This is a genomic window from Sedimentibacter sp., from assembly GCF_038562225.1.
Taxonomy (GTDB): Bacteria; Bacillota; Clostridia; order Tissierellales; family Sedimentibacteraceae; genus Sedimentibacter.
Genome location: NZ_JBCFAS010000001.1, coordinates 784763 through 803701 on the forward strand (window position 1 = coordinate 784763; position 18939 = coordinate 803701).

The following is an 18939-nucleotide window of genomic DNA, read 5'->3' on the forward strand; positions in this document are numbered from 1 at the left end:
ATTTTTAACTAATTGACATCACAACGAACCTTAGAGCAACTCCGAGTATAAGACACAGGAGGGAAGTGGCATACATGAGATTGTTTGCTTTTATGATATCATCATTTTTAACTTCCCTTTTGTTATCCCCTATGACCGGCTTTTCCACCAGGACTCCGTTGTAGCAGCTGGGACCGCCCAGCATTATGTTCAGGGCTCCGGCACACACAGATTCCGTATGGGCAGAATTCGGGCTCTTGTGATTGTATCTGTCTCTTCTGTAGATTCTATATGCAGAAGCATAATCCATTTTCAGGACGTAAGCAGCTGTAATCATAAGGTATGAAGCAATCCTTGCAGGCAGAAAGTTTGCTGCATCGTCAGCTTTTGCTGAAAATCTTCCAAAGTTTATATATTTGTCATTTTTGTAGCCGACCATGGAGTCCAGGGTGTTTATGGCCTTGTACATGAACCCCAGCGGAGCGCCACCTACCAGTATGTAAAGCATGGGAGCTATGACACCATCTGATGTATTCTCCGCAACAGTTTCAACTGCTGCCTTGGCGATCTGGACATTGTTCAGATGCTCCACATCGCGCCCCACAATGTATGACAGTGATTTTCTGGCTTTTTCCATGTCTCCTGCATGAAGATTGTTATACACCAGCATGCTTTCATCCCGAAGACTCCTGGCAGCCAGAATGTAGTAGCACATTATGCTGTGAACTGCCAAAGCTATGAATGTGTTCACCTTTGCAGCCACTAAAAGTATAATTAACGGCACCAGGTAAGATGTACCCACAACCGTAAACCACAAAACCATTCCTGCTTTTCTCTCATCTTCAGCAAGACTGCACTTCTTCCTTAAAGCTTTCTCCATGAAGCTGATTAATTTTCCTATTAGCCTTACCGGATGCGGAAACCCTTGCGGATCTCCTATTAAAAAATCAATAATGTAACCTGCAATCAACGGAATCATATGCTTTGCCTCTTGGTATAATCTATGGATTTATTTATGAAGTTTTGAGCAAAATCTATGTTGCCAAGAAAATGCAGGTGGGGATACCCCATGAACCTGTCTTCGCCTGCAATTATGCAATTCCATGTTCTTCCTGATTCCGGTTTTGTTGCAGTAAACGCATTTCCTAAATTTGTGCTGGTGCTGAAATGAAACTCGTGAGCCCTTATTGTGCCGCCCTTTCTGCACATGAGGTTGTCCTTGTTCGCCGTAAGGGTCACATATCCGAAATTGTGGAGCTTTTTGGTCATGAAGCTTTGTCCTTTTGCCGATCCCACCAGATTGTATTCATCTTTTTCATCCTTAAAGGAGTCAAGTAGGTACATGTAGCCTCCGCATTCGGCAAAGACAGGCATTCCTTCTTCAACCTTTTTCCTGATTTCTTCCATCATTGATTTGTTTTGAGACAGTTCTTTCATGTATAGTTCAGGGTAGCCTCCTCCAAAAATTAAGCCGCTGATGTTTTCAGGAAGCTTCCTATCACTAAGCGGACTGAACTTCACCAAATTTGCTCCCATAGCTTCAAGAACATCAAGGCTGTCCCTGTAGTAAAAGCAAAAAGCCTTGTCGTATGCAAGTCCTATGTTCACACTTCCCTTTCTTTCAATGACTGGTTCATCATATTCAAGTTCGGGAGCTGTAAGAGACAGTTGGTACAAACCATCCATATCTATAGTTTTAAGTGCGTTTTCACCCAGCTCACGAACAATGTCGGACAAGTTCCCTACTTCCTGAGCTGTTACAAGCCCAAGATGCCTGCTTTCAAGCCTGCAGTTTTCCAATCTCTCAAGAAATCCGTAAACCTTTATATTTGTGTTTTTTTCTATGAGTTCCCTGTAGTAGCTGTACATTCCTTCGGAAATATTGTTCAGTATTACTCCTTTTATGTTGTTTCCTTCCCTGAAGCTCTGAAAGCCCTCTATTAAAGCGCAGGCTGAAACAGCCATGCCGTTTACGTCCAGCACCAGAACAGTGGGACAGTTTAAAAGCCTTGAAATTTCGTAGGAGCTTGCCTCTGTTGTGTGTCCGATTCCATCGTAGTATCCCATGACTCCTTCGATTATGGAAATGTCTGCTCCTTTGCTGTTTTTTCCAAGAACATATCTGCAGATATTTTCTCCAAGCATAAAAGTATCTATGTTTCTTGAAGGCACGTTTATAACCTCCGAGTGAAACATAGGGTCTATGTAGTCCGGTCCGCATTTGTATGCTGCTACCTTTTTCCCCTTCATTGAAAAACCTTTCAGAAGAGCTGTTGTGATCGTGGTCTTGCCGTTGTTGCTACCGGCTGCCGCAATCATTAATCTTGGTACATTAATTTTAATATAAACCACTTCCTCTTTGCTTTGATTATGAAATAAAAAATCTTCCTGAATGGAAGATTAGCTTTACGTAAAATTTAAGATTATCCTCCCGAAAATCCTCAAACCAAATTCGGCAGGTCTCCTGACTATCGGTTCATCTAACGCTCACCTTCCCGTTTTCACAGTGGTCTTGAGAATTATCACCTTTACAGTAGCGGGGGCTGTAACAGATTTACTGTTTTCCCTTTTAAAACAATTGTTACCAAATTCAATATTCAATTGAATTAATTATATATGATTAATGCATGGTTGTCAAACCGATAAATTTTGTAATATTAGGGTTCTCCACTCATAAGCTTAAATAAGAATACATAACGGAGGATTGTATGGAAAATGTGTTAAAAAAGATAAATGTGGTATTTTCAATAGCCCTTGCAATCACAATTTTGATGATTATATTTTCAAATATGACCAAGACCAGTCCCACAATAAATGAGACTACCGACAAGGTAGGAAAACTGAAGATTCTCATAGACCCCGGCCACGGAGGCATAGACCAGGGCGCCAGCGGTGATATGAATATTGGTGAAGCACCCATCAACCTTGCAATTTCCGAAAAACTCATGCGTTTTCTTGAAGGGAGCGGATTTGAGGTGGAAATGACCAGGTATAACGACACCGGCCTTTACACCGGCATATCTGAAACCATCAGAGCCAAGAAAAACGAAGATCTTAAAAACCGTGTTGAAGCAATAAACAATTCCAATGCCGACTTGGTCATATCCATACATCTCAATGCCTTCCCACAGAAGCAGTATTACGGAGCGCATGTTTTTTACCAAAAAAGTAATGAACAGGGAAAGAAGGCAGCCCTTATTCTTCAGGACAGTTTGAAAACAATCCTTGACCCTGCCAACTCACGGGTACCGCAGGTAAAAAAGGATATCAAGATAATGGATGACACAAAAAACACTGTAGTACTCATTGAATGTGGATTTTTATCCAACAATATGGAAGAACAAAAACTTGTTACCGACGAGTACCAGGAAAAGGCAGCATGGGCTATTTTTACAGGAGTTGTAAAATATTTTAATGAAATTTAACATATTTAATTAAACACATTTTTTCATTTTGTCGAAAAGATGTGTTTTTTTTGTATAAATTTTAGAAAAATATGAAAATTTTTTAATTAATTGTTGAAAACATGCGAATTCTGTATTATAATTTAAGCGTGTAGTATAACATTTGGAGGAATAATATGAATTTTGATGAAGTGGAATATTTCTTAGCCAATATAAAATCTGTCATGTCGTGTAAAATTATTTCTGATGCAAATGGCAATATTAGCGAAATACATGTTCTGTCTGACAGCAGCAGGCACTCAAAACAGATATCTCGTGACATTCGCACCGCTCTGCTATCACACTTTAATCTGGACGTGGATTATAAAATCATCAGTGTGGCTCAAATCAACAAAAACATTTCAATCAATACAGACTTCAGGCTTTTGTATGATGGTTACACCAATGAAACAACAAACGACAGAATAAAAATCAATACCAAGCTTTCCTGGGACGAAAAAGAGTTTACAGGCATTGCAGAAGGAATAAAATCAGAAAAAAACACTCTCATGGTAGCGGCTTTGTCTACTTTGGATTCAATTAAAAAAGCAATCGACCTGGACTGCTTCATTGTTGAGGACATACAATCAGCAAGAGTGGCAGGAAAGGATGTTATGGTCGCAGCAATAACACACATAGAACACGGCAGGGAAAATGTACTTATAGGTTCCTCCATAGTGACCAACAACAAGATTGATTCAACAATAAAAGCAACATTAAATGCAATTAACAGAAAAGTCTGTTTATTTTTTAAAGAATGATTGGGCTGACTAACAAAAACTCATTTTTTCACAACTAGCGTAGCGGAACCTTCCTGTTCTAATAGCGAACCGAGCAGAGACTATCTGTTGGAGGTTTCCCATGAAAAAATTAATGCCTATAATAGCTTCTTTAGTATCTTTAGTTTTAGCTGCAGGCGCAGGTATAAGCTGGATCTAATATTTAAAAGGAATTTAGGAAGTCAGCCCTTCATTATATAGAGGTATAATATGGTAGATGGTATAAATACAATGAAAAATAAAATTGAAAAATCCAAAATTGATATCAAACTATACTCTTATATATCCTTACTTACTATAGTAGCTGTTATGCTTCTTGTTTACTTATTCAAAACCTACACTGTAAACGACTATGTGCTACTTTTGGTTTTCTCTTTACTATCAGCGGTTGCAGAAACATTCTTAATTTTGTTGCCTAAAGTAGGAGCAATTTCTGTAAGTTTTGCTTTGGCCTTTTCAGCTATTTTATTAACTAACCCCTTGACCACAGCAATCATAACTGCAGCAGGAGTTGCTTTTAGATGTCCATATGTTGATGGTCGTGGACGCGTTCACATTTTTAATAGTCCAATTTATAAAACAGTATTCAATATAAGTCAATATATTATTAATTCCAGTTTGGCAGCCATGACATATGTAGCCGTTGATAAAATTATTGACGTTGGTTTTGTGTTTTACAATCCGGTTGCAGGTACGGCTTCATTGCTGATCTACATTTTCTCCAATACACTTTTCATGACAGAACTTATGTCCATCCTTCTTAAAGAAAAATTTTCAACCATTTGGAAGAGCAGCTTCTTCGGATTGTTGATAAATATTGTAATGGTCAGTCTTTTAGGAATAGTACTTGCCTTTTCATACAACAGCTACGGCATCGGCGGAATACTGTTGTTCTTCATTCCGCTGCTGCTGGCAAGATACACGTTTAAGCTGTACATAGACATGCGCAAGAATTACTTTGACACCATGAACGTTTTGGTACGAGCCATCGAGGCCAGTGACCCATATACCAGCGGTCATTCCATGCGCGTCAGCGCTTATGCAGAAGCCATAGCCAAACAGGTTGGCCTTCCTCAGGGAAAAATTGACCTGATAAAAAGCGCGGCACTGCTGCATGACATCGGAAAGATAGGAATAGACAAGAAAATCCTTAATAAGGACGGCAAGCTTGAAGAAGATGAATTCAAAACAATAAAGTCCCATCCGGAAATTGGAGCTACAATAATTTCCGATTTAAGCTACCTCTCAAACATTGCCGATATAATCAAGCACCATCATGAAAGAAACGACGGAAGAGGGTACCCTGACGGTCTGACTCACGATAACATACCTATTGAAACATCAATTCTTACAATTGCAGATTCCTTTGACGCCATGACAACAAACAGGCCATACAGGCATTCTCTGGGCCTTGAAACAGCATTAAATGAAATTAGGATCAATGCAGGAACACAGTTCAACCCTGACATTGTAGATGACGCAATAATAGCTTTAAGGAGCACTTATTTCATACTAACTGAATAATTTGGTGGATAATGATACCTGAAATAATTTTTACATCAATACTATCGATTATAATTGCACTTGTGAACCTAGCAGCAAAAAAACAAAACCTTGATTTTCTGAATAAGGAAGTAAAAATCAAAGGTTATGGAATGTTGATTGCAGCGGCAGTAATAGAAATTACTGCTCAATTTTTGTTTAAAAGAAATCCCGGCAGCAGCATTCTCAGATTTTTATCCATGAGCTGGCTAATTTATTTTGCCTTGTTCTATGTCACATTGCACAACATAAGCAAGTCATACATGATGCTGTTTTTCATAGGCACACTCATGAATTTCATCGCCATCACTTCTAACGGTTTTAAGATGCCCGTATATGTTTCAGACGCATTGTCAGACATCGAAGCAAAGAAGATATACCTTCAGACAGGCAAGGATTTGATACATTCATTGCTTACTGACAGCACAAGGTTCAAAATTCTATGCGACATAATAACCATCCCTTCCCCCTACCCCTATCCAATCACCATAAGCATAGGTGATGTCTTCCTTCTTTCAGGCATCTTTGCATTCTGGCAGGACCTGCTGGAAGGCAAAAAAAGAATCAGCAAACAAAAATCTAATTAAACATATACCTGCAAAATGCCAGTGCTGCAAATATGGAAGCTCCGTGTGCCAACAGCCCTGTCTTTATGGTATGCCTTGTGTTTGTTATGCCCACTGAACCAAAATAAACAGCAGCCGTATAAAAGATTGTCTCCGATGATCCCATGAGCACGGACGCACACCTTCCTATAAAAGTATCGGCTCCATAGCTGTCAAGGATTGTCTGGAACACTCCCAGAGAACCTCCCCCCGATAGAGGCTTTATGATTGCCAGTGATAAAAGCTCAGGCGGAAAACCTACAAAACTGGTAATGGGCCTTAACAAGCTCACTATGAAATCCTCAGCACCTGACTGTATGAATAAATTTATTGCAAAAATCACCGCCAGTATGTAAGGAAAAATTCTAAAGGCAGACTTTGCTCCATCCATTGCCCCTTCCACAAAAGACGAATAAATATCAACCTGATGAAATAAGCCGTAGGTCAAAATTCCCCCTACCACTAAAATCATAACAATATCTGAAAAACTCATCACATCTTCCTTTCAAAATATTTTGCCAACAATACGGCGATAACCGTAGAAAATGTCGTGGCAGCAATTGTGGGAAGCAGAATATCCCCGGGAACAGCTGCGCCTGCATCGGCTCTAAGTTTAATTATGCTTAGAGGTATAAGCTGTATGGACGACACATTTATTATTACAAACATGCACATGGCGCTGTTGGCGGTCTTCTTATCCCTGTTGGTTCTTTGCATCTCTTCCATGGCCTTAATTCCGAAGGCTGTAGCCGAGTTGCCTATGCCCAGCATGTTTGCTGCGAGAGTTAAAACTATTGCATTGACTGCCTTCGTGTCACTCTGAACTTCCTTGAACAAATATCTGACCAGGGGCTTTAAATGTATGGACAGCTTGTTGAGTATACCCGAATTTTCCACTATACGCATCATTCCTGTCCAAAAAGCCATGACTGGAACAAGCTTGATAATAAGATCAACAGATTTCTGCAAGTCAAACAGAAGCACATTCGTCAATGTCTCCGGCTTGCCGTTTGCAACTGAAAACACAATTCCAAGAAATATCAAACCTACCCATAACTTTCTCAAGCACTCATCCCCGCATTCATGAAATACCTTTTCGCAGCATTGACCAATTAGTCTTTAAATATTATATTTTGAATAAGCACCTATTATGACAACTATGGGCTGGATGGCACATTTCCAAAAATAAAAAAAGCGTTGTTTAAACGCTTATAATTCAAATTGAGTTTTCTTCCTTGTTTTTTTCCACCTGAATTTCCAGAACCCTTTTCGCTTCAGCCTTAGTCACGGTTATGTCAAGGTTCTTGTACACTATTTTGCCGCCTACCTCAGGAATCTCTTCAAAGAGCATTGTAATCCATCCGTTTACGGTAGTCACGTCAATTTCCTCTTCAGGCTCAATGTCAAACAAATCAAACATGTCGTCCACATCGGCATTGCATGAAACCAGGTATTTGTCCTCCCCGATCTTTTTAAACCACTCTATGACCTCGTCATGTTCATCCCATATTTCACCCACAAGCTCCTCTATTATGTCTTCCATGGTGACGATTCCTTCAGTGCCGCCGTACTCGTCTATAACCACAGCCATGTGAGCCTTGGCTCTTTGCAGTTCTTTTAACAGTTCTGATATCTTTTTGTTCGGTGTGATGTATATTATCTTCGAAACTAGCTTTTTAATATCTTTTTCCTTGCGGTTCAAAGCCTGGTAAAAGTCCTTCTCATGCAGAACTCCAACAATGTTGTCCATGTCATCCTTAAACACCGGAAGCCTTGAATACCCGCTTATTAAGAATTTTTCCTTTATGTCGTCTAAGCTTTCCTCTTCCTCGATTCCCACAATGTCTATTCTGGGGGTGTATATGTCTTCAACGACAGTCTCATTGAACTCTATGGCAGAGCGTATGAGATCACTTTCATTTTTGTTAATTACACCTTCGTTTTCAACCTCATCAATCATGGTTCTCAGCTCATCCTCTGTTATGGACGGCTGCGCTTCGGATTTAAATATCTTTCCAAAAGATCTCTTTATGGCTGAAAGAACAAAATTAACAGGCGTACACACCAACATAAAAATACTAATTATTCCGGCAGAAAACATAGCAAATCTTTCCGGTGCCATTTGAGCTATACCTTTTGGTATCAATTCTCCAAAAACCAGTATTATCAATATTATTATGGCAGTTGAAATGGCAATTCCATAGGTGTCAAAATATTTTGAAAATATGTAGACTGACAGCACCGATGCTGTTACGTTAAAAATACTGTTAAAAATAAGAATAGTTGACATGAGATTATCATTGTTCTCGTCCAATCTCATAACCAACTCTGCTTTTTTGTTGTTAGAATAGTTTGAATTCTTTATACGTATTCTGCTGAAATTGTTAAATGCTGCCTCGCTTGCTGAAAAAAACGCTGATAACAGCACTAATATAACTAAAATTGCGACCTGACTTATGACGTCATCATCCATTATTTAATTCACTCCTAATAATTAATTGTATTTATAGTATAATATATGCCGGAATAAGTGTCAAATAATTTTCTAATTTCAACATAGTCAAGTAATTTTTAGAAATTTTGGAAAAGGATAAAATAAGTCAACAAAGAAATAATAAAGAATAAATCACGTTTATTGAACAACGTTTTCACAAATGTTAAACGAATGTTAAGAAATACTTAATTGATTAATCTTAAATAAATGGCTATACTGCAAACTGAAAGGTATAAATGGAGGTATTGAAAATTGTTATCGTTTATAAATATATTTAACTTTGTTATATTGATACTGTTCACGGGTTTTTACATGTACCAGGCTTACTACGTATTGGTTGCCCTTTTCAGAAAAGGAAGCAATTTTTCATCAAGCACGAACCACAGATATGCAGTGGTTATAGCTGCAAGAAATGAAAGCAACGTCATAGGACAATTGATCTCGAGCATCAAAAAACAGAAATATCCGGAAGAGCTAATAGACATATACGTGGTAGCTGACAACTGCACCGACAATACGGCAGATGTTGCAAGAGATGCGGGTGCAATTGTGTTTGAAAGGTTCAACAGACAGAATGTGGGCAAGGGCTATGCTCTTGATTATGCATTCAAAAGCATAATAAACAGCGATGAAAAGTATGAAGGATACTTTGTGTTTGATGCAGACAATCTGCTGGATGAAAACTATGTTGCTGAAATGAACAACGTGTTTGACAACGGGTACAAAATCATCACCAGCTACAGAAACTCAAAAAATTACGATACAAACTGGATTTCGGCAGGTTATTCTCTTTGGTTTTTAAGAGAAGCCAAGTATCTGAACAATTCAAGGATGATGCTTAACACAGGATGTGCCATCTCCGGAACAGGCTTCATGGTAAGCGACGAAATAATAAGAAAAAACAACGGATGGAAACATCACCTTCTTACGGAAGACATTGAGTTTTCCATAGACAATGCAATACAAGGCGAAAAAATAGGATATTGCGGCAATGCAGTACTTTACGATGAACAGCCCTATCTGTTCGAACAGTCCTGGAATCAGAGACTTCGCTGGGCGAAAGGATTTTATCAGGTATTTGCCAAATATGGAAAAACATTGTTCAAAAGCATATTCGCCAAGAGAAGCTTCAGCTGCTATGACATGCTGATGACCATAATGCCGGCTCTTTTGCTTTCTTTGGCCAGCGTGTTTATAAATCTGGTATTTCTTACGGTAGGTCTTATAAACATTGAGACATATCCTGAAATAATCAAAGAAACATCAGGAGCAATTTTGATGTCGGGAGTTAATTCATATTTGATTTTGTTTGCTCTTGGCCTTATTACAACAATAACGGAATGGAAGAGCATCAATTCAACTCCAGCGAAGAAAATAAAATATATTTTCACGTTCCCTGTTTTCATTTTTACTTATATTCCAATATCCATAGTGGCTTTGTTCAGAAAGATCGAATGGAAGCCTATAACTCACAGCATTGCTAAATCAATTGAAGAAGTACGCCAGTAAGATCCTCGAAAGAGGATTTTTTTATATAATAAGAAAATTCTTTTTCTTATTATATAAAAACCGGGGAGTGCATGTCGGACGTCCTTGCCGTCAAGGGGGGTTCTCAGCAAAAATGCGGAAGCAGTTTTGCGCCAAAGGGGGACATAGGTCCCCCTAGCGGAGTTGCCGAGCAATTTTTTTATTGTCTGAATATCCAAAACTTGCTTATTACATAATTTGAAACCATTACAACACCGTTCGCCCATACCTTAGCTTCATATCGGCCGACACCTAAAAGTTCCACCAGCACAATCATGGTTCCTATGTCAAGCAGGTAAGTGAATACCCTTCCTGCAAAGAATCTGGCCAACTCTTCCCAAATGCCTTTATTGCTTAAGAAAACATATTTTTTGTTAACAGCAAAGGCAAATATCACAGACACCAAAAAAGCCGCCGTATTTGCCGCTTTGTAGTCCACACACATAAAGATTAAAGCGTAGTAAACTGCAAAGTTAACTATTGTAGTGAGGATTCCTGCCGCCAGGTACATTATTATTTCTTTTTTGGCTTTTTTGTTCATAACAAACCTCGATTGGTCAATAATATTAATTATGACACATCATTTCCTTTCTGTAAACTGCATATTACCAGCCATAATGTTGAAATTTTCTAAACAGGTGGTATAATTTAGTTATAAATTATTATAGGGTGAGCATATGAAAAATGTCAGCGTTATAGTTCCGGTATACAATGTGGAAAAATATTTAAGCAGGTGCCTGGACAGCATTCTGTCCCAGACAATGAGAGATATTGAAATAATATTGGTCAACGACGGTTCAAAAGATTCAAGCCTTGAAATTTGCAGGAGTTATGCAGAAAAGGACAGCAGGATTGTTGTAATAGACAAGAAGAACGAAGGTGTGTCTGTAGCCAGGAACGCTGGAATAGATGCTGCCAAAGGCACATATGTAGGTTTTGTGGATCCTGATGACTGGATTGAACCCAGGATGTATGAAAGCATGTATAACACCATCGAGAAATACGGCTGCTGCATGGCATTGTGCAACTATATCAAGGATTCAAAATTTTCAATCACCGTGAAAACCATAAAGGTGAACAGGGATGTTCTGGGAAAGCTTGACATTATCAACGAGCTTATCGCCAACATGGTAGGAATGGAGGACATTCTCCCCAAGTACAGCAATGTAATGGGATGCGTATGGAGATGTTTGTACAGAAGGGATTTCTTAAATGATTTCAACTTAAGGTTTAAGCCGGGAATATCCATAATGGAAGACCTTTTATTCAATGTGCAGTCACTCGTTTACTGCGACAGGGTATGTATTGACCATGGAGTATACTATCACTACATGCGGAACAAGACATCCTCCCTTCGCACATACAATAATAAGATGTGGCAGGATTTTAAAAAGGTACATAATACACTTGAAGAAATACTCGAAGATGCTGATCTGGAAGAATACATGCGAAACAGGCTCGATTCAAGATACATAGCAATGGCTGCATGCGCCGTTGGGAACGAAATTTACAGAAACAGTACAAAGCTCAGGGAAAGGATGCATACTGCGAAATACATAATTCAGGACGAAAAACTGAAGGAGGTTCTGGAACGAACCAGGCAGTATAACTTTGAGAATTTAAGGGACTTAGCAGGCAGCAAAGTATCAGCAAAAGAAAGGGCAGTGGTCAGAAATCTGTTGTTTTATTCAGGCTCCAATCCGGACAGAATGGAACCGACTGCCTCAAGAAGGCAAAAAAGACCAAAGAGGAGATAAACTCCTCTTTATTTGTATTCTTTTTCCACATATGAGCTTGTTGTGGCTCTCAGCAAACTTGAATATGCCAGCCTGAAGCTTACTACGTCTCCGACCTTGTATGCATTTTCAGCTTTGGTTACATCAAGTATCAGGTGATCCGAACTTGCTCCTAAAATGTCGATATCAGAGTCTATAGGATGCAGGTTGTCAGGATCCACGTCCTGTCTTCCTACTGCTATTATGGCTCTTTTTATTACGCCCCTGTCTTCATAGACAGGTTTGTTTCCAAATGCATCAACTCCCGTTTCTCCGATGGGAACCGATTGTTTTTCCTTTAATTCAATAATTTCAGCTTCCAGCGTAAACGCATCGTCATAAAAACCGTCAAGCATCTGGCTGTAAGCAGTTTCATCTCCTAAAAGAAATGCTTCACCCACTCTTAAATTGTTTATACCCTCAGGCAGTTCATTTTTGCCTATAAGGTATACAGAGCTTGAGTTTCCTCCGGATAGCATCTTAAGCTTAATATTGAATTTGTTTTCTATTTTAGACGCTGTTTCTACTAAAATTGAAAGATTTTCATTTTTGGGTATTACAGCTCCGTAACACGTAAGGTTTACGCCAAGGCCGTAAAGCTCTATGTGTTCAAGCTTCAAAATTTCTTTTACTGTCTCATAAATTACATCTTCGTCTTTATAGAATATTCCTTCTCTCAAATCGCCTAAATCTATCATGAGCAGTATCTTGTGCTTTTTGTTGTGTTTTGCAGCATGTTTGTTTAATTGCTTTATTGTTTCTATTTCAGAATTAAGAGAAATGTCCGAATTAAGCACAACATTCTCTGCTTCTGAAATCATTGGAAGCCTTAAAAGTACTCTTTCCTTCTTTGTTCCGTCGTACTTTTTCAAATTTTGAATTCTGGAATCAGCCAGATAGTCAATTTCTGAATTTTCCAACAGTTTGTAAATTTCCATGTCAGCACAGTATCCTTTTGTTACAATCATCAAGGAACATCCTGAACCTTTTACTACTTCAGTAATTTTATTTAGATTATTTTCAACTTTTTTTAAATCAGTTACCAATCTAGGATACATATCAATCTCCTATAATCTTAAGCTTTTTTTCATTAAAGCAAGAGCATCGTCATGATAACTTTTAGAAAGCACACCCAGAGAAGAAAAAATATAATCTTCATCAATGAGTATTTGTGCTACCTCTGTAGGATACAGTTCCTGCTCCTTGCCATGGCTCTTAACCAGTTCTAATAGCTTTCTTTTGCCTGGAAGCCTTGTTAAAGCTCCTCCGGTGCCTATTATATATTTTATTGCTGTGAGATCCTTTCCTTCAGCTACAGTCTTCTTGCCTGATGCCGTATAGAAATATCGAAGATGCCCCGCATGTCTTTCAAGTGATGTGAGGACTGCTTCTTTTGTGAGTCTTTCAACAAACTGCATCTCTCTTGGACTTTCTGGTATAGGTTTGTAATCAGCCAAAATTTCTTCCGCGTCCGGAAATTCTTTTTTCAAATTATCCATTCCTATTTTTTCCACAACATGATTTGCATTTACATATACTCCCAAGTCACCTTCAACAGTACGTTTGGCAACCGGTTCCGGACTAATTAAAATTGAATTGATTTCGATTGACCCTTCCGTTACAGAGTGCACATCTGTTGTTGCTCCCCCAACATCAAAAATCACAAGATCACCCAACTCTTCCTTCAATACTTTTGCTGCTTCCATAACAGCTCCTGGCGTAGGAATTATAGGGCCTTTTACCAGCTCTCTCACCTTGCTCATGCCAGGAGCATGGATGATGTGTTCCTCGAAAGCATCCTGTATTATTTTTCTTGTGGGTTCCACAACCAATGTATCGATTTTCGGATATACATTTTCCACAATATAAACCTGATTGCCTGCCTCCTCGCACATGAGGCGCACCTCTTCCTGGTTTTCTACATTGCCTGCATATATGATGGGTGTTTTAAGTCCCATGGAAAGAATCATTTCCAGGTTGAAAAGAGCTGTTTCTCTTTCACCGTAATCCACACCGCCTGCAACAAGAATAATATTGGGGCTTATTTCCTGAATTTTCTTTAAATCACTCTTTCTAATCTTGCCTGAAGTAATCATCTTGATGATTCCTCCGGCGCCAAGAGCTGCTTCTTTAGCTGCTCGAACAGTCATATCATAAACAAGACCATGGACAGTCATTTTTAAACCACCGGCAGCGCTGCTTGTAGCCAGCATGTCATCCCATGTTATTTCGTCTGCATTGAGATTCTTCTTCAAGTCGTTAATAGCACCCTTGAGACCAACCGTAACATCCCCCTGAAGAACAGACGTAGGCGCCTGCCCTTGCCCGACAAATGTCGGGCAGGAAGTGCCTATTCCATTGAATGCATTAACTACTGTAGTGGTGCTGCCTATTTCGGCTACCAATACATTTACTTTCACTATGCGTTCATTTCCCTTCTTCTTTTTACTAGGAAGCTTGCAACATCAATACCGTGGGATCCTCTTCCGAATCCGGCATCCATTCCGGCTTCAACGGCAATTTCATTGTTAACCTGAGTTCCGCCGCAAACTATCATAATTCTGTCTCTTATACCTTTTTCTATGCAAAGTTCATGAATCTTTCTCATGTTCTTAATGTGTACATCATCATGAGTTATAATTGTACTTACCAATATTGCATCCGCATTTGTTTCGATGGCAGCATCAACTAATTTTTCAACAGGGCATGAAGTTCCAAGATATTCATACTTAATACCAAATCCTTCAATACCACCGTGTTTGATGTCCAGTGTTTCCTTAAGTCCAACTGAATGTTCGTCTTCGCCTACAGTAGCAGCAACAACAAACATTGGTTTTTCCTGTATATCAGCTCTTATTTCTTCAACAGAAAGAACTTCAACTTTTTCTGGGATTACCAGTTCATTAACGTCAATGTCGAAGTTAACTCTTCCTTTTATTTCACAGTAAGTTCCTTCTGATGGGTGCAGACATTGTTTGTGAACAACTGTAACATCTTCAAGACCCATTTTTTCTCCGCATTTTATGGCTGCAAATTCAGCAGTTCTTTCATCAAGAGGAAGGAATATTGAAAGAAGAACAGTACCGTCGGCTCTCCATTCAACTTCTGGTTTTACAAGATTTGTATCATAATATTTTTCAGCTTCTTCAAGTCTCTTGTTGACATTGTCATGTTCATCCAGTTCATCAATATATATAATTTTTGAACGGTCTTCAAAAGTATCTCCTCCTATGGCGTCGCTGGCTTTAGCAAACTCCTTAGGAATGTTGTTGTATCCGTAGTGAACAGAAACAGGAGCAAAGTAATCTTCATCTCTTTCATAAATGAAACCGTATCCGATACCGCCTTCGATTTGACGAGCTATACCGTCTCCGTTTCTTTCAGGATACTTTCCGCTGTCAACAAAGAATCCTTGTTCAACAGCTTTAAAGAATCCTCCAACCTCAAGAACTTCTTCCATGAACAGTATTGCTCTTTCTTTGAGTTCTCTTACATCTTTGCCTAAAACTCCGTCTCTGTCAAGCTTAACCATTTCTCTCAAGCCATCCATACCTGTAAGAGACTGTTTAGCTGTCATTATTCCGGCGATATTGTTATAATGCCATGGCACGTTTCTTCCTTCGTCAGGAGTGATTGTTGACTGGATATCAGCACTTGTAAGTCTTGAAATCATCATGTTCATAGTGTGAGTTACTGCAGCTTCACGAGTATCTGATTCCATGTATTTTGTATTTTGCTGAGCTCTCATCTTATATTCTCTGAACAGGTCACGAAGAGCAACTGCATAAGGAAGGTCAAGTCTCATACATGGTGCAGGTGGTGCTGTAGGAGGAACTGTTGACAATGCTATGTTTTCAGGTTTAATACCAACTTTTCTTGAGAAAGCTGAGTTAATTGCATGTTGAACCATAAGTTCAGGCATAACTTTCCATGCTTTCATAGCTGTTGCATTGGCATTGTGTGCTCCGTCTATCTGAAGAATGTTAGCCCATGACATTATTTTCTTTGCTTCGCATGCGTCAACAAAACTTCTTACCATGTTTACGTTTCTGTAAAGCACATTATACTGAGGATCCTGGTGAGCACCGTTAACGCCTTCTTCAGCGAACATAACAGCAATGTCAGGACCTGCAACGCCTGAAATGTATGAGTGGAAGTTAATTGGACGGCCAACTTCTTCTTCTATTAAATCACAAGCTTTACGGCTTGCTCTTACCTGTTTTCTGGTAACCATTATACCGCCGATACCCTGGTTTGTTCCTTCAAGAAGCGAGTCAATGTGAGACTGTCCTGCAGTTCTTATAACCATCAGATGGTCAGCACCATGCCAGGCAGCCATACGCATTCTTCTTATATCATCTTCAAATCTTCCTGAAGCAATTTCAGTAGTGATTACGCAGTCCGGCTGAGGATCGATGTAACCGAATCCGCGGCTTCCCGGTAGAGGAACTGAATTTGTGAGGCTTTCTGAAGTTTCATGGTATTCAAAGTCGCCGATGGTCCTTTTCTCGTTTCTTCCTTCTCTCCAGTGCCAGCCGCGTCTTTTTGGTTCATATTTGTCCAGGTCTTTCAGTAATTCTTTTATATCTAACTTTTTGTTAGGATCAAGTTTCATCTACATGCCCTCCTTAAAATAATGAATCCACGTCATCCCAGTGTCTTCCCGCAGCAAGTTCAAGACCTGCTTCGCGCACTGAAACTCCCAGTTTCTTGGATAATCTCCACACAACGTTTCCTGCGCCTTTGCCCATCAAACCTTTGTTCATGACGCCATCGACAATAGGTTTAACTTCAAGGCTTGAAAATCCCATTCTTAAAAGAACGCTTCTTTCAACTGATGGAGTTGTGTTCTTTTTTCCAAGTTCAAGTAGAGGGTCTACTATTTGTTCTGCCAAATTCCAAAATCTATCATATAATTCTTCGTCTGAAAGATTTGCCAAATGAACTCTTCTTTGTTCAAAATCGTCAGCTCTTTTCATGTTTTTGCTCCTCCTGCATTTTTAATTTATAATCTGCAAATAGGCGTATGCATTTCATACGCCTTATTTATTTTAATATTTTATAATGAAGCTAATACTTCTTTTACAAAATCAACATTTGTGTTTGTTTCTTCTGCAAGGAATGCTATGTCAGCATCAGTAGGTGTTACATTGTATGTTGATACAGCATTTTTTATAAGTGATGCCCTCATGTGATTAAGATCTGCATCTTCAGCTTTTATCATTGATGGATGTTCTGGCAGTATTATGTTTGTTCCAGGCACTTCATCCTTTGGATTTCCAAATTTTATTTCTATGCCGTTTGATCTTGCAAATGACAGCTGCGGCTGAATGTGCTTGCCTGCTCCTGTGTATTCTGTTTCCTGAACTACTATGATCTGATCTTCATCAAGTTCCTGTGCCAGTGAGAATGCTGCTGTAAGAGCTGTGTTTCCTGCCGGTCCTTTTTCCAATCCTTCAAGGCTTGCCAGTGCTTCTGTGATGTAGAATACATCTCCCTGATGAACTGTCAGGTATCTTTCCATGTATCGGAGTGGTCTTGCTGCTGAACGCGGAACATCTGAACGGTCCGGCCATGTTGTAAACGGCATACCGAATCCTGTGTGTCCTGTTGTGAATGACTTTCTGTTAAACTGATTGTCTGAAGCCATGTGAAGACCTGCAAGATTTACACTTGCTGCTATTACATGTGACTGTGCTCCTGCTTTTCTAAGTCCTCTTGCCGTTCCTGTAAGGTTTCCCCCGCCTGCGTTTGTTGCTACAACATAATCAGGGTCTTTGCCATACTTTTCTCTGAACTGCATTGCTAATTCATATCCGAGGGTTTCAACTCCAGCCACCGCAAACGGTGTGTAAAGTGATGCATTGAAGTATCCTGTTTCTTCAAGAATCCTTAAAAACGTGTAGAACAGTTCAGGTCCCACTGAAAGCTGCACAACTTCTGCTCCCAATGCTTCGCATGCTCTTGCCTTTTCTATTATTTCAGGCTGTCCTACTCCTCTTGAATCGTAGCATTCCTGAACAACGATGCATTTGAGTCCGTGCATTGCTGCCTGTGATGCAACTGCTGCTCCGTAGTTTCCGCTGGTGGCAGTCACAACTCCCTTGTACCCAAGTTTTTTGGCCATGTACACTGCCGTTGATGCCCTTCTTGCCTTGAAGCTTCCTGATGCATTTGATGCTTCATCTTTTATGAATATTCTTGCTCCCTTGCCTGCCGGTGCAAATTTTCTTGCCAGTGCTGAAAGGTTTCTCAGTTCAATGATAGGAGTGTTTCCAACTCCGTGCTCTGACTGAATTTTTTGAATTTCTGCAATTGTAAATCCTGCTTCTTTCATCATTCTTTCATAGTCAAATGCAATTGAACCGCTTTCAAACTGAGAAAAATCAAGTCCTGCTGAATTTTTCATTATTTCCGGTCTTCTGGCCATGACTGCAGCGTAGCTCATATCTTTATTCATTTTCTGCACCTCCAAATAAGATGTCTCTTACTTGTTCACTCACTACCAAAAGTTCAGGAACAAACTTGCCAAAATCATGTTTGTAATATGGATTAGCTTCCAACAATGTTCCGCGCTCTTCACGCTTTGTTCTTGTTAAAACTGTTACTTCATCTCCAATATTTGCATCTTCCTGCAAATATCCTTTAACCCACAATTCCAGAGGTACATTTTTTGTGTCATCTGGAACCTGAGGGGCTCTTTGTGATGGTTCTAATACATTTCTGTGGATTAAAACCCATTCGCCTTTTTTTATCATTATTGCACTTCCTTTATATATATTGCGTTGATTTACA

General features: G+C 39.4%; 18 protein-coding genes and 1 riboswitch. Of the genes, 6 read left to right on the forward strand and 12 right to left on the reverse strand.

What is annotated here, in order from left to right; genetic code table 11:
• Nucleotides 1-4: 4 nt before the first annotated feature.
• Together cbiB and AAGU76_RS03795 are read right to left on the reverse strand one after the other, a co-directional pair.
• Nucleotides 5-958, reverse strand: coding sequence for an adenosylcobinamide-phosphate synthase CbiB (cbiB, locus tag AAGU76_RS03790; RefSeq protein WP_342484108.1), 954 nt, complete (start codon nucleotides 956-958; stop codon nucleotides 5-7).
• Nucleotides 955-2331, reverse strand: coding sequence for a cobyrinate a,c-diamide synthase (locus AAGU76_RS03795; RefSeq protein WP_342484109.1), 1377 nt, complete (start codon nucleotides 2329-2331; stop codon nucleotides 955-957). Before AAGU76_RS03795 ends, cbiB begins: the two co-directional genes overlap by 4 nt.
• Nucleotides 2332-2415: 84 nt before the next feature.
• Nucleotides 2416-2583: riboswitch (cobalamin riboswitch) on the reverse strand.
• Between the two features lie 104 nt (nucleotides 2584-2687).
• Here AAGU76_RS03795 and AAGU76_RS03800 point away from each other — a divergent pair.
• The 4 genes from AAGU76_RS03800 to AAGU76_RS03815 all read left to right on the forward strand — a co-directional run bounded on the left by AAGU76_RS03800 (nucleotide 2688) and on the right by AAGU76_RS03815 (nucleotide 6330).
• Nucleotides 2688-3404 (forward strand): N-acetylmuramoyl-L-alanine amidase, encoded by a 717-nt coding sequence (locus AAGU76_RS03800; RefSeq protein ID WP_342484110.1) that lies wholly within the window; start codon nucleotides 2688-2690, stop codon nucleotides 3402-3404.
• 155 nt (nucleotides 3405-3559) lie between these two features.
• Nucleotides 3560-4183, forward strand: a complete 624-nt coding sequence (locus tag AAGU76_RS03805) for a hypothetical protein (protein ID WP_342484111.1) — start codon at nucleotides 3560-3562, stop codon at nucleotides 4181-4183.
• A 228-nt stretch (nucleotides 4184-4411) separates the two neighbouring features.
• Nucleotides 4412-5725, forward strand: coding sequence for an HD-GYP domain-containing protein (locus AAGU76_RS03810; RefSeq protein WP_342484112.1), 1314 nt, complete (start codon nucleotides 4412-4414; stop codon nucleotides 5723-5725).
• 11 nt (nucleotides 5726-5736) lie between these two features.
• Nucleotides 5737-6330 carry a DUF5317 domain-containing protein gene (locus tag AAGU76_RS03815; RefSeq protein WP_342484113.1) on the forward strand — a complete coding sequence of 198 codons (594 nt, stop codon included), beginning with the start codon at nucleotides 5737-5739 and terminating at the stop codon, nucleotides 6328-6330.
• On the opposite strand, the gene AAGU76_RS03820 is transcribed toward AAGU76_RS03815, so the two are convergent.
• The 3 genes from AAGU76_RS03820 to AAGU76_RS03830 all read right to left on the reverse strand — a co-directional run bounded on the left by AAGU76_RS03820 (nucleotide 6323) and on the right by AAGU76_RS03830 (nucleotide 8821).
• Nucleotides 6323-6841: a nucleoside recognition domain-containing protein gene (locus AAGU76_RS03820; protein ID WP_342484114.1), complete on the reverse strand. Its 519-nt coding sequence runs from the start codon at nucleotides 6839-6841 to the stop codon at nucleotides 6323-6325. The genes AAGU76_RS03815 and AAGU76_RS03820 overlap by 8 nt on opposite strands.
• Nucleotides 6841-7413, reverse strand: a complete 573-nt coding sequence (locus tag AAGU76_RS03825) for a nucleoside recognition domain-containing protein (protein ID WP_342484115.1) — start codon at nucleotides 7411-7413, stop codon at nucleotides 6841-6843. Before AAGU76_RS03825 ends, AAGU76_RS03820 begins: the two co-directional genes overlap by 1 nt.
• A gap of 151 nt (nucleotides 7414-7564) precedes the next feature.
• A complete protein-coding gene (locus AAGU76_RS03830; protein ID WP_342484116.1) occupies nucleotides 7565-8821 on the reverse strand; it encodes a hemolysin family protein in 1257 nt (418 codons plus the stop codon).
• Between the two features lie 273 nt (nucleotides 8822-9094).
• Between AAGU76_RS03830 and AAGU76_RS03835 the strand changes: the two genes are divergently transcribed.
• Nucleotides 9095-10351: a glycosyltransferase family 2 protein gene (locus tag AAGU76_RS03835; RefSeq protein WP_342484117.1), complete on the forward strand. Its 1257-nt coding sequence runs from the start codon at nucleotides 9095-9097 to the stop codon at nucleotides 10349-10351.
• 178 nt (nucleotides 10352-10529) lie between these two features.
• Here the strand turns inward: AAGU76_RS03835 and AAGU76_RS03840 are convergent, their stop codons facing one another.
• Nucleotides 10530-10910 carry a GtrA family protein gene (locus AAGU76_RS03840; protein ID WP_342484118.1) on the reverse strand — a complete coding sequence of 127 codons (381 nt, stop codon included), beginning with the start codon at nucleotides 10908-10910 and terminating at the stop codon, nucleotides 10530-10532.
• Between the two features lie 136 nt (nucleotides 10911-11046).
• Between AAGU76_RS03840 and AAGU76_RS03845 the strand changes: the two genes are divergently transcribed.
• Nucleotides 11047-12126, forward strand: coding sequence for a glycosyltransferase (locus AAGU76_RS03845; protein WP_342484119.1), 1080 nt, complete (start codon nucleotides 11047-11049; stop codon nucleotides 12124-12126).
• An 8-nt stretch (nucleotides 12127-12134) separates the two neighbouring features.
• Here AAGU76_RS03845 and orr read toward each other — a convergent pair whose 3' ends face one another.
• The 6 genes from orr to ortA all read right to left on the reverse strand — a co-directional run bounded on the left by orr (nucleotide 12135) and on the right by ortA (nucleotide 18902).
• Nucleotides 12135-13202 carry an ornithine racemase Orr gene (gene orr / locus AAGU76_RS03850; protein ID WP_342484120.1) on the reverse strand — a complete coding sequence of 356 codons (1068 nt, stop codon included), beginning with the start codon at nucleotides 13200-13202 and terminating at the stop codon, nucleotides 12135-12137.
• Nucleotides 13203-13211: 9 nt separating this feature from the next.
• A complete protein-coding gene (locus AAGU76_RS03855; protein ID WP_342484121.1) occupies nucleotides 13212-14564 on the reverse strand; it encodes a GlmL-related ornithine degradation protein in 1353 nt (450 codons plus the stop codon).
• Complete coding sequence (gene oraE, locus AAGU76_RS03860) at nucleotides 14564-16759, reverse strand: D-ornithine 4,5-aminomutase subunit OraE (RefSeq protein ID WP_342484122.1); 2196 nt, start codon at nucleotides 16757-16759, stop codon at nucleotides 14564-14566. Before oraE ends, AAGU76_RS03855 begins: the two co-directional genes overlap by 1 nt.
• A gap of 13 nt (nucleotides 16760-16772) precedes the next feature.
• Complete coding sequence (locus AAGU76_RS03865; protein WP_342484123.1) at nucleotides 16773-17123, reverse strand: ornithine aminomutase subunit alpha; 351 nt, start codon at nucleotides 17121-17123, stop codon at nucleotides 16773-16775.
• Nucleotides 17124-17203: 80 nt separating this feature from the next.
• The gene (ortB, locus tag AAGU76_RS03870) at nucleotides 17204-18604 is read right to left on the reverse strand and encodes a 2-amino-4-oxopentanoate thiolase subunit OrtB (protein ID WP_342484124.1); all 1401 of its coding nucleotides are present in this window, start codon (nucleotides 18602-18604) and stop codon (nucleotides 17204-17206) included.
• A complete protein-coding gene (ortA, locus tag AAGU76_RS03875; protein WP_342484125.1) occupies nucleotides 18597-18902 on the reverse strand; it encodes a 2-amino-4-oxopentanoate thiolase subunit OrtA in 306 nt (101 codons plus the stop codon). The genes ortB and ortA overlap by 8 nt, the downstream gene beginning before the upstream one ends.
• Between the last annotated feature and the right edge of the window lie 37 nt (nucleotides 18903-18939).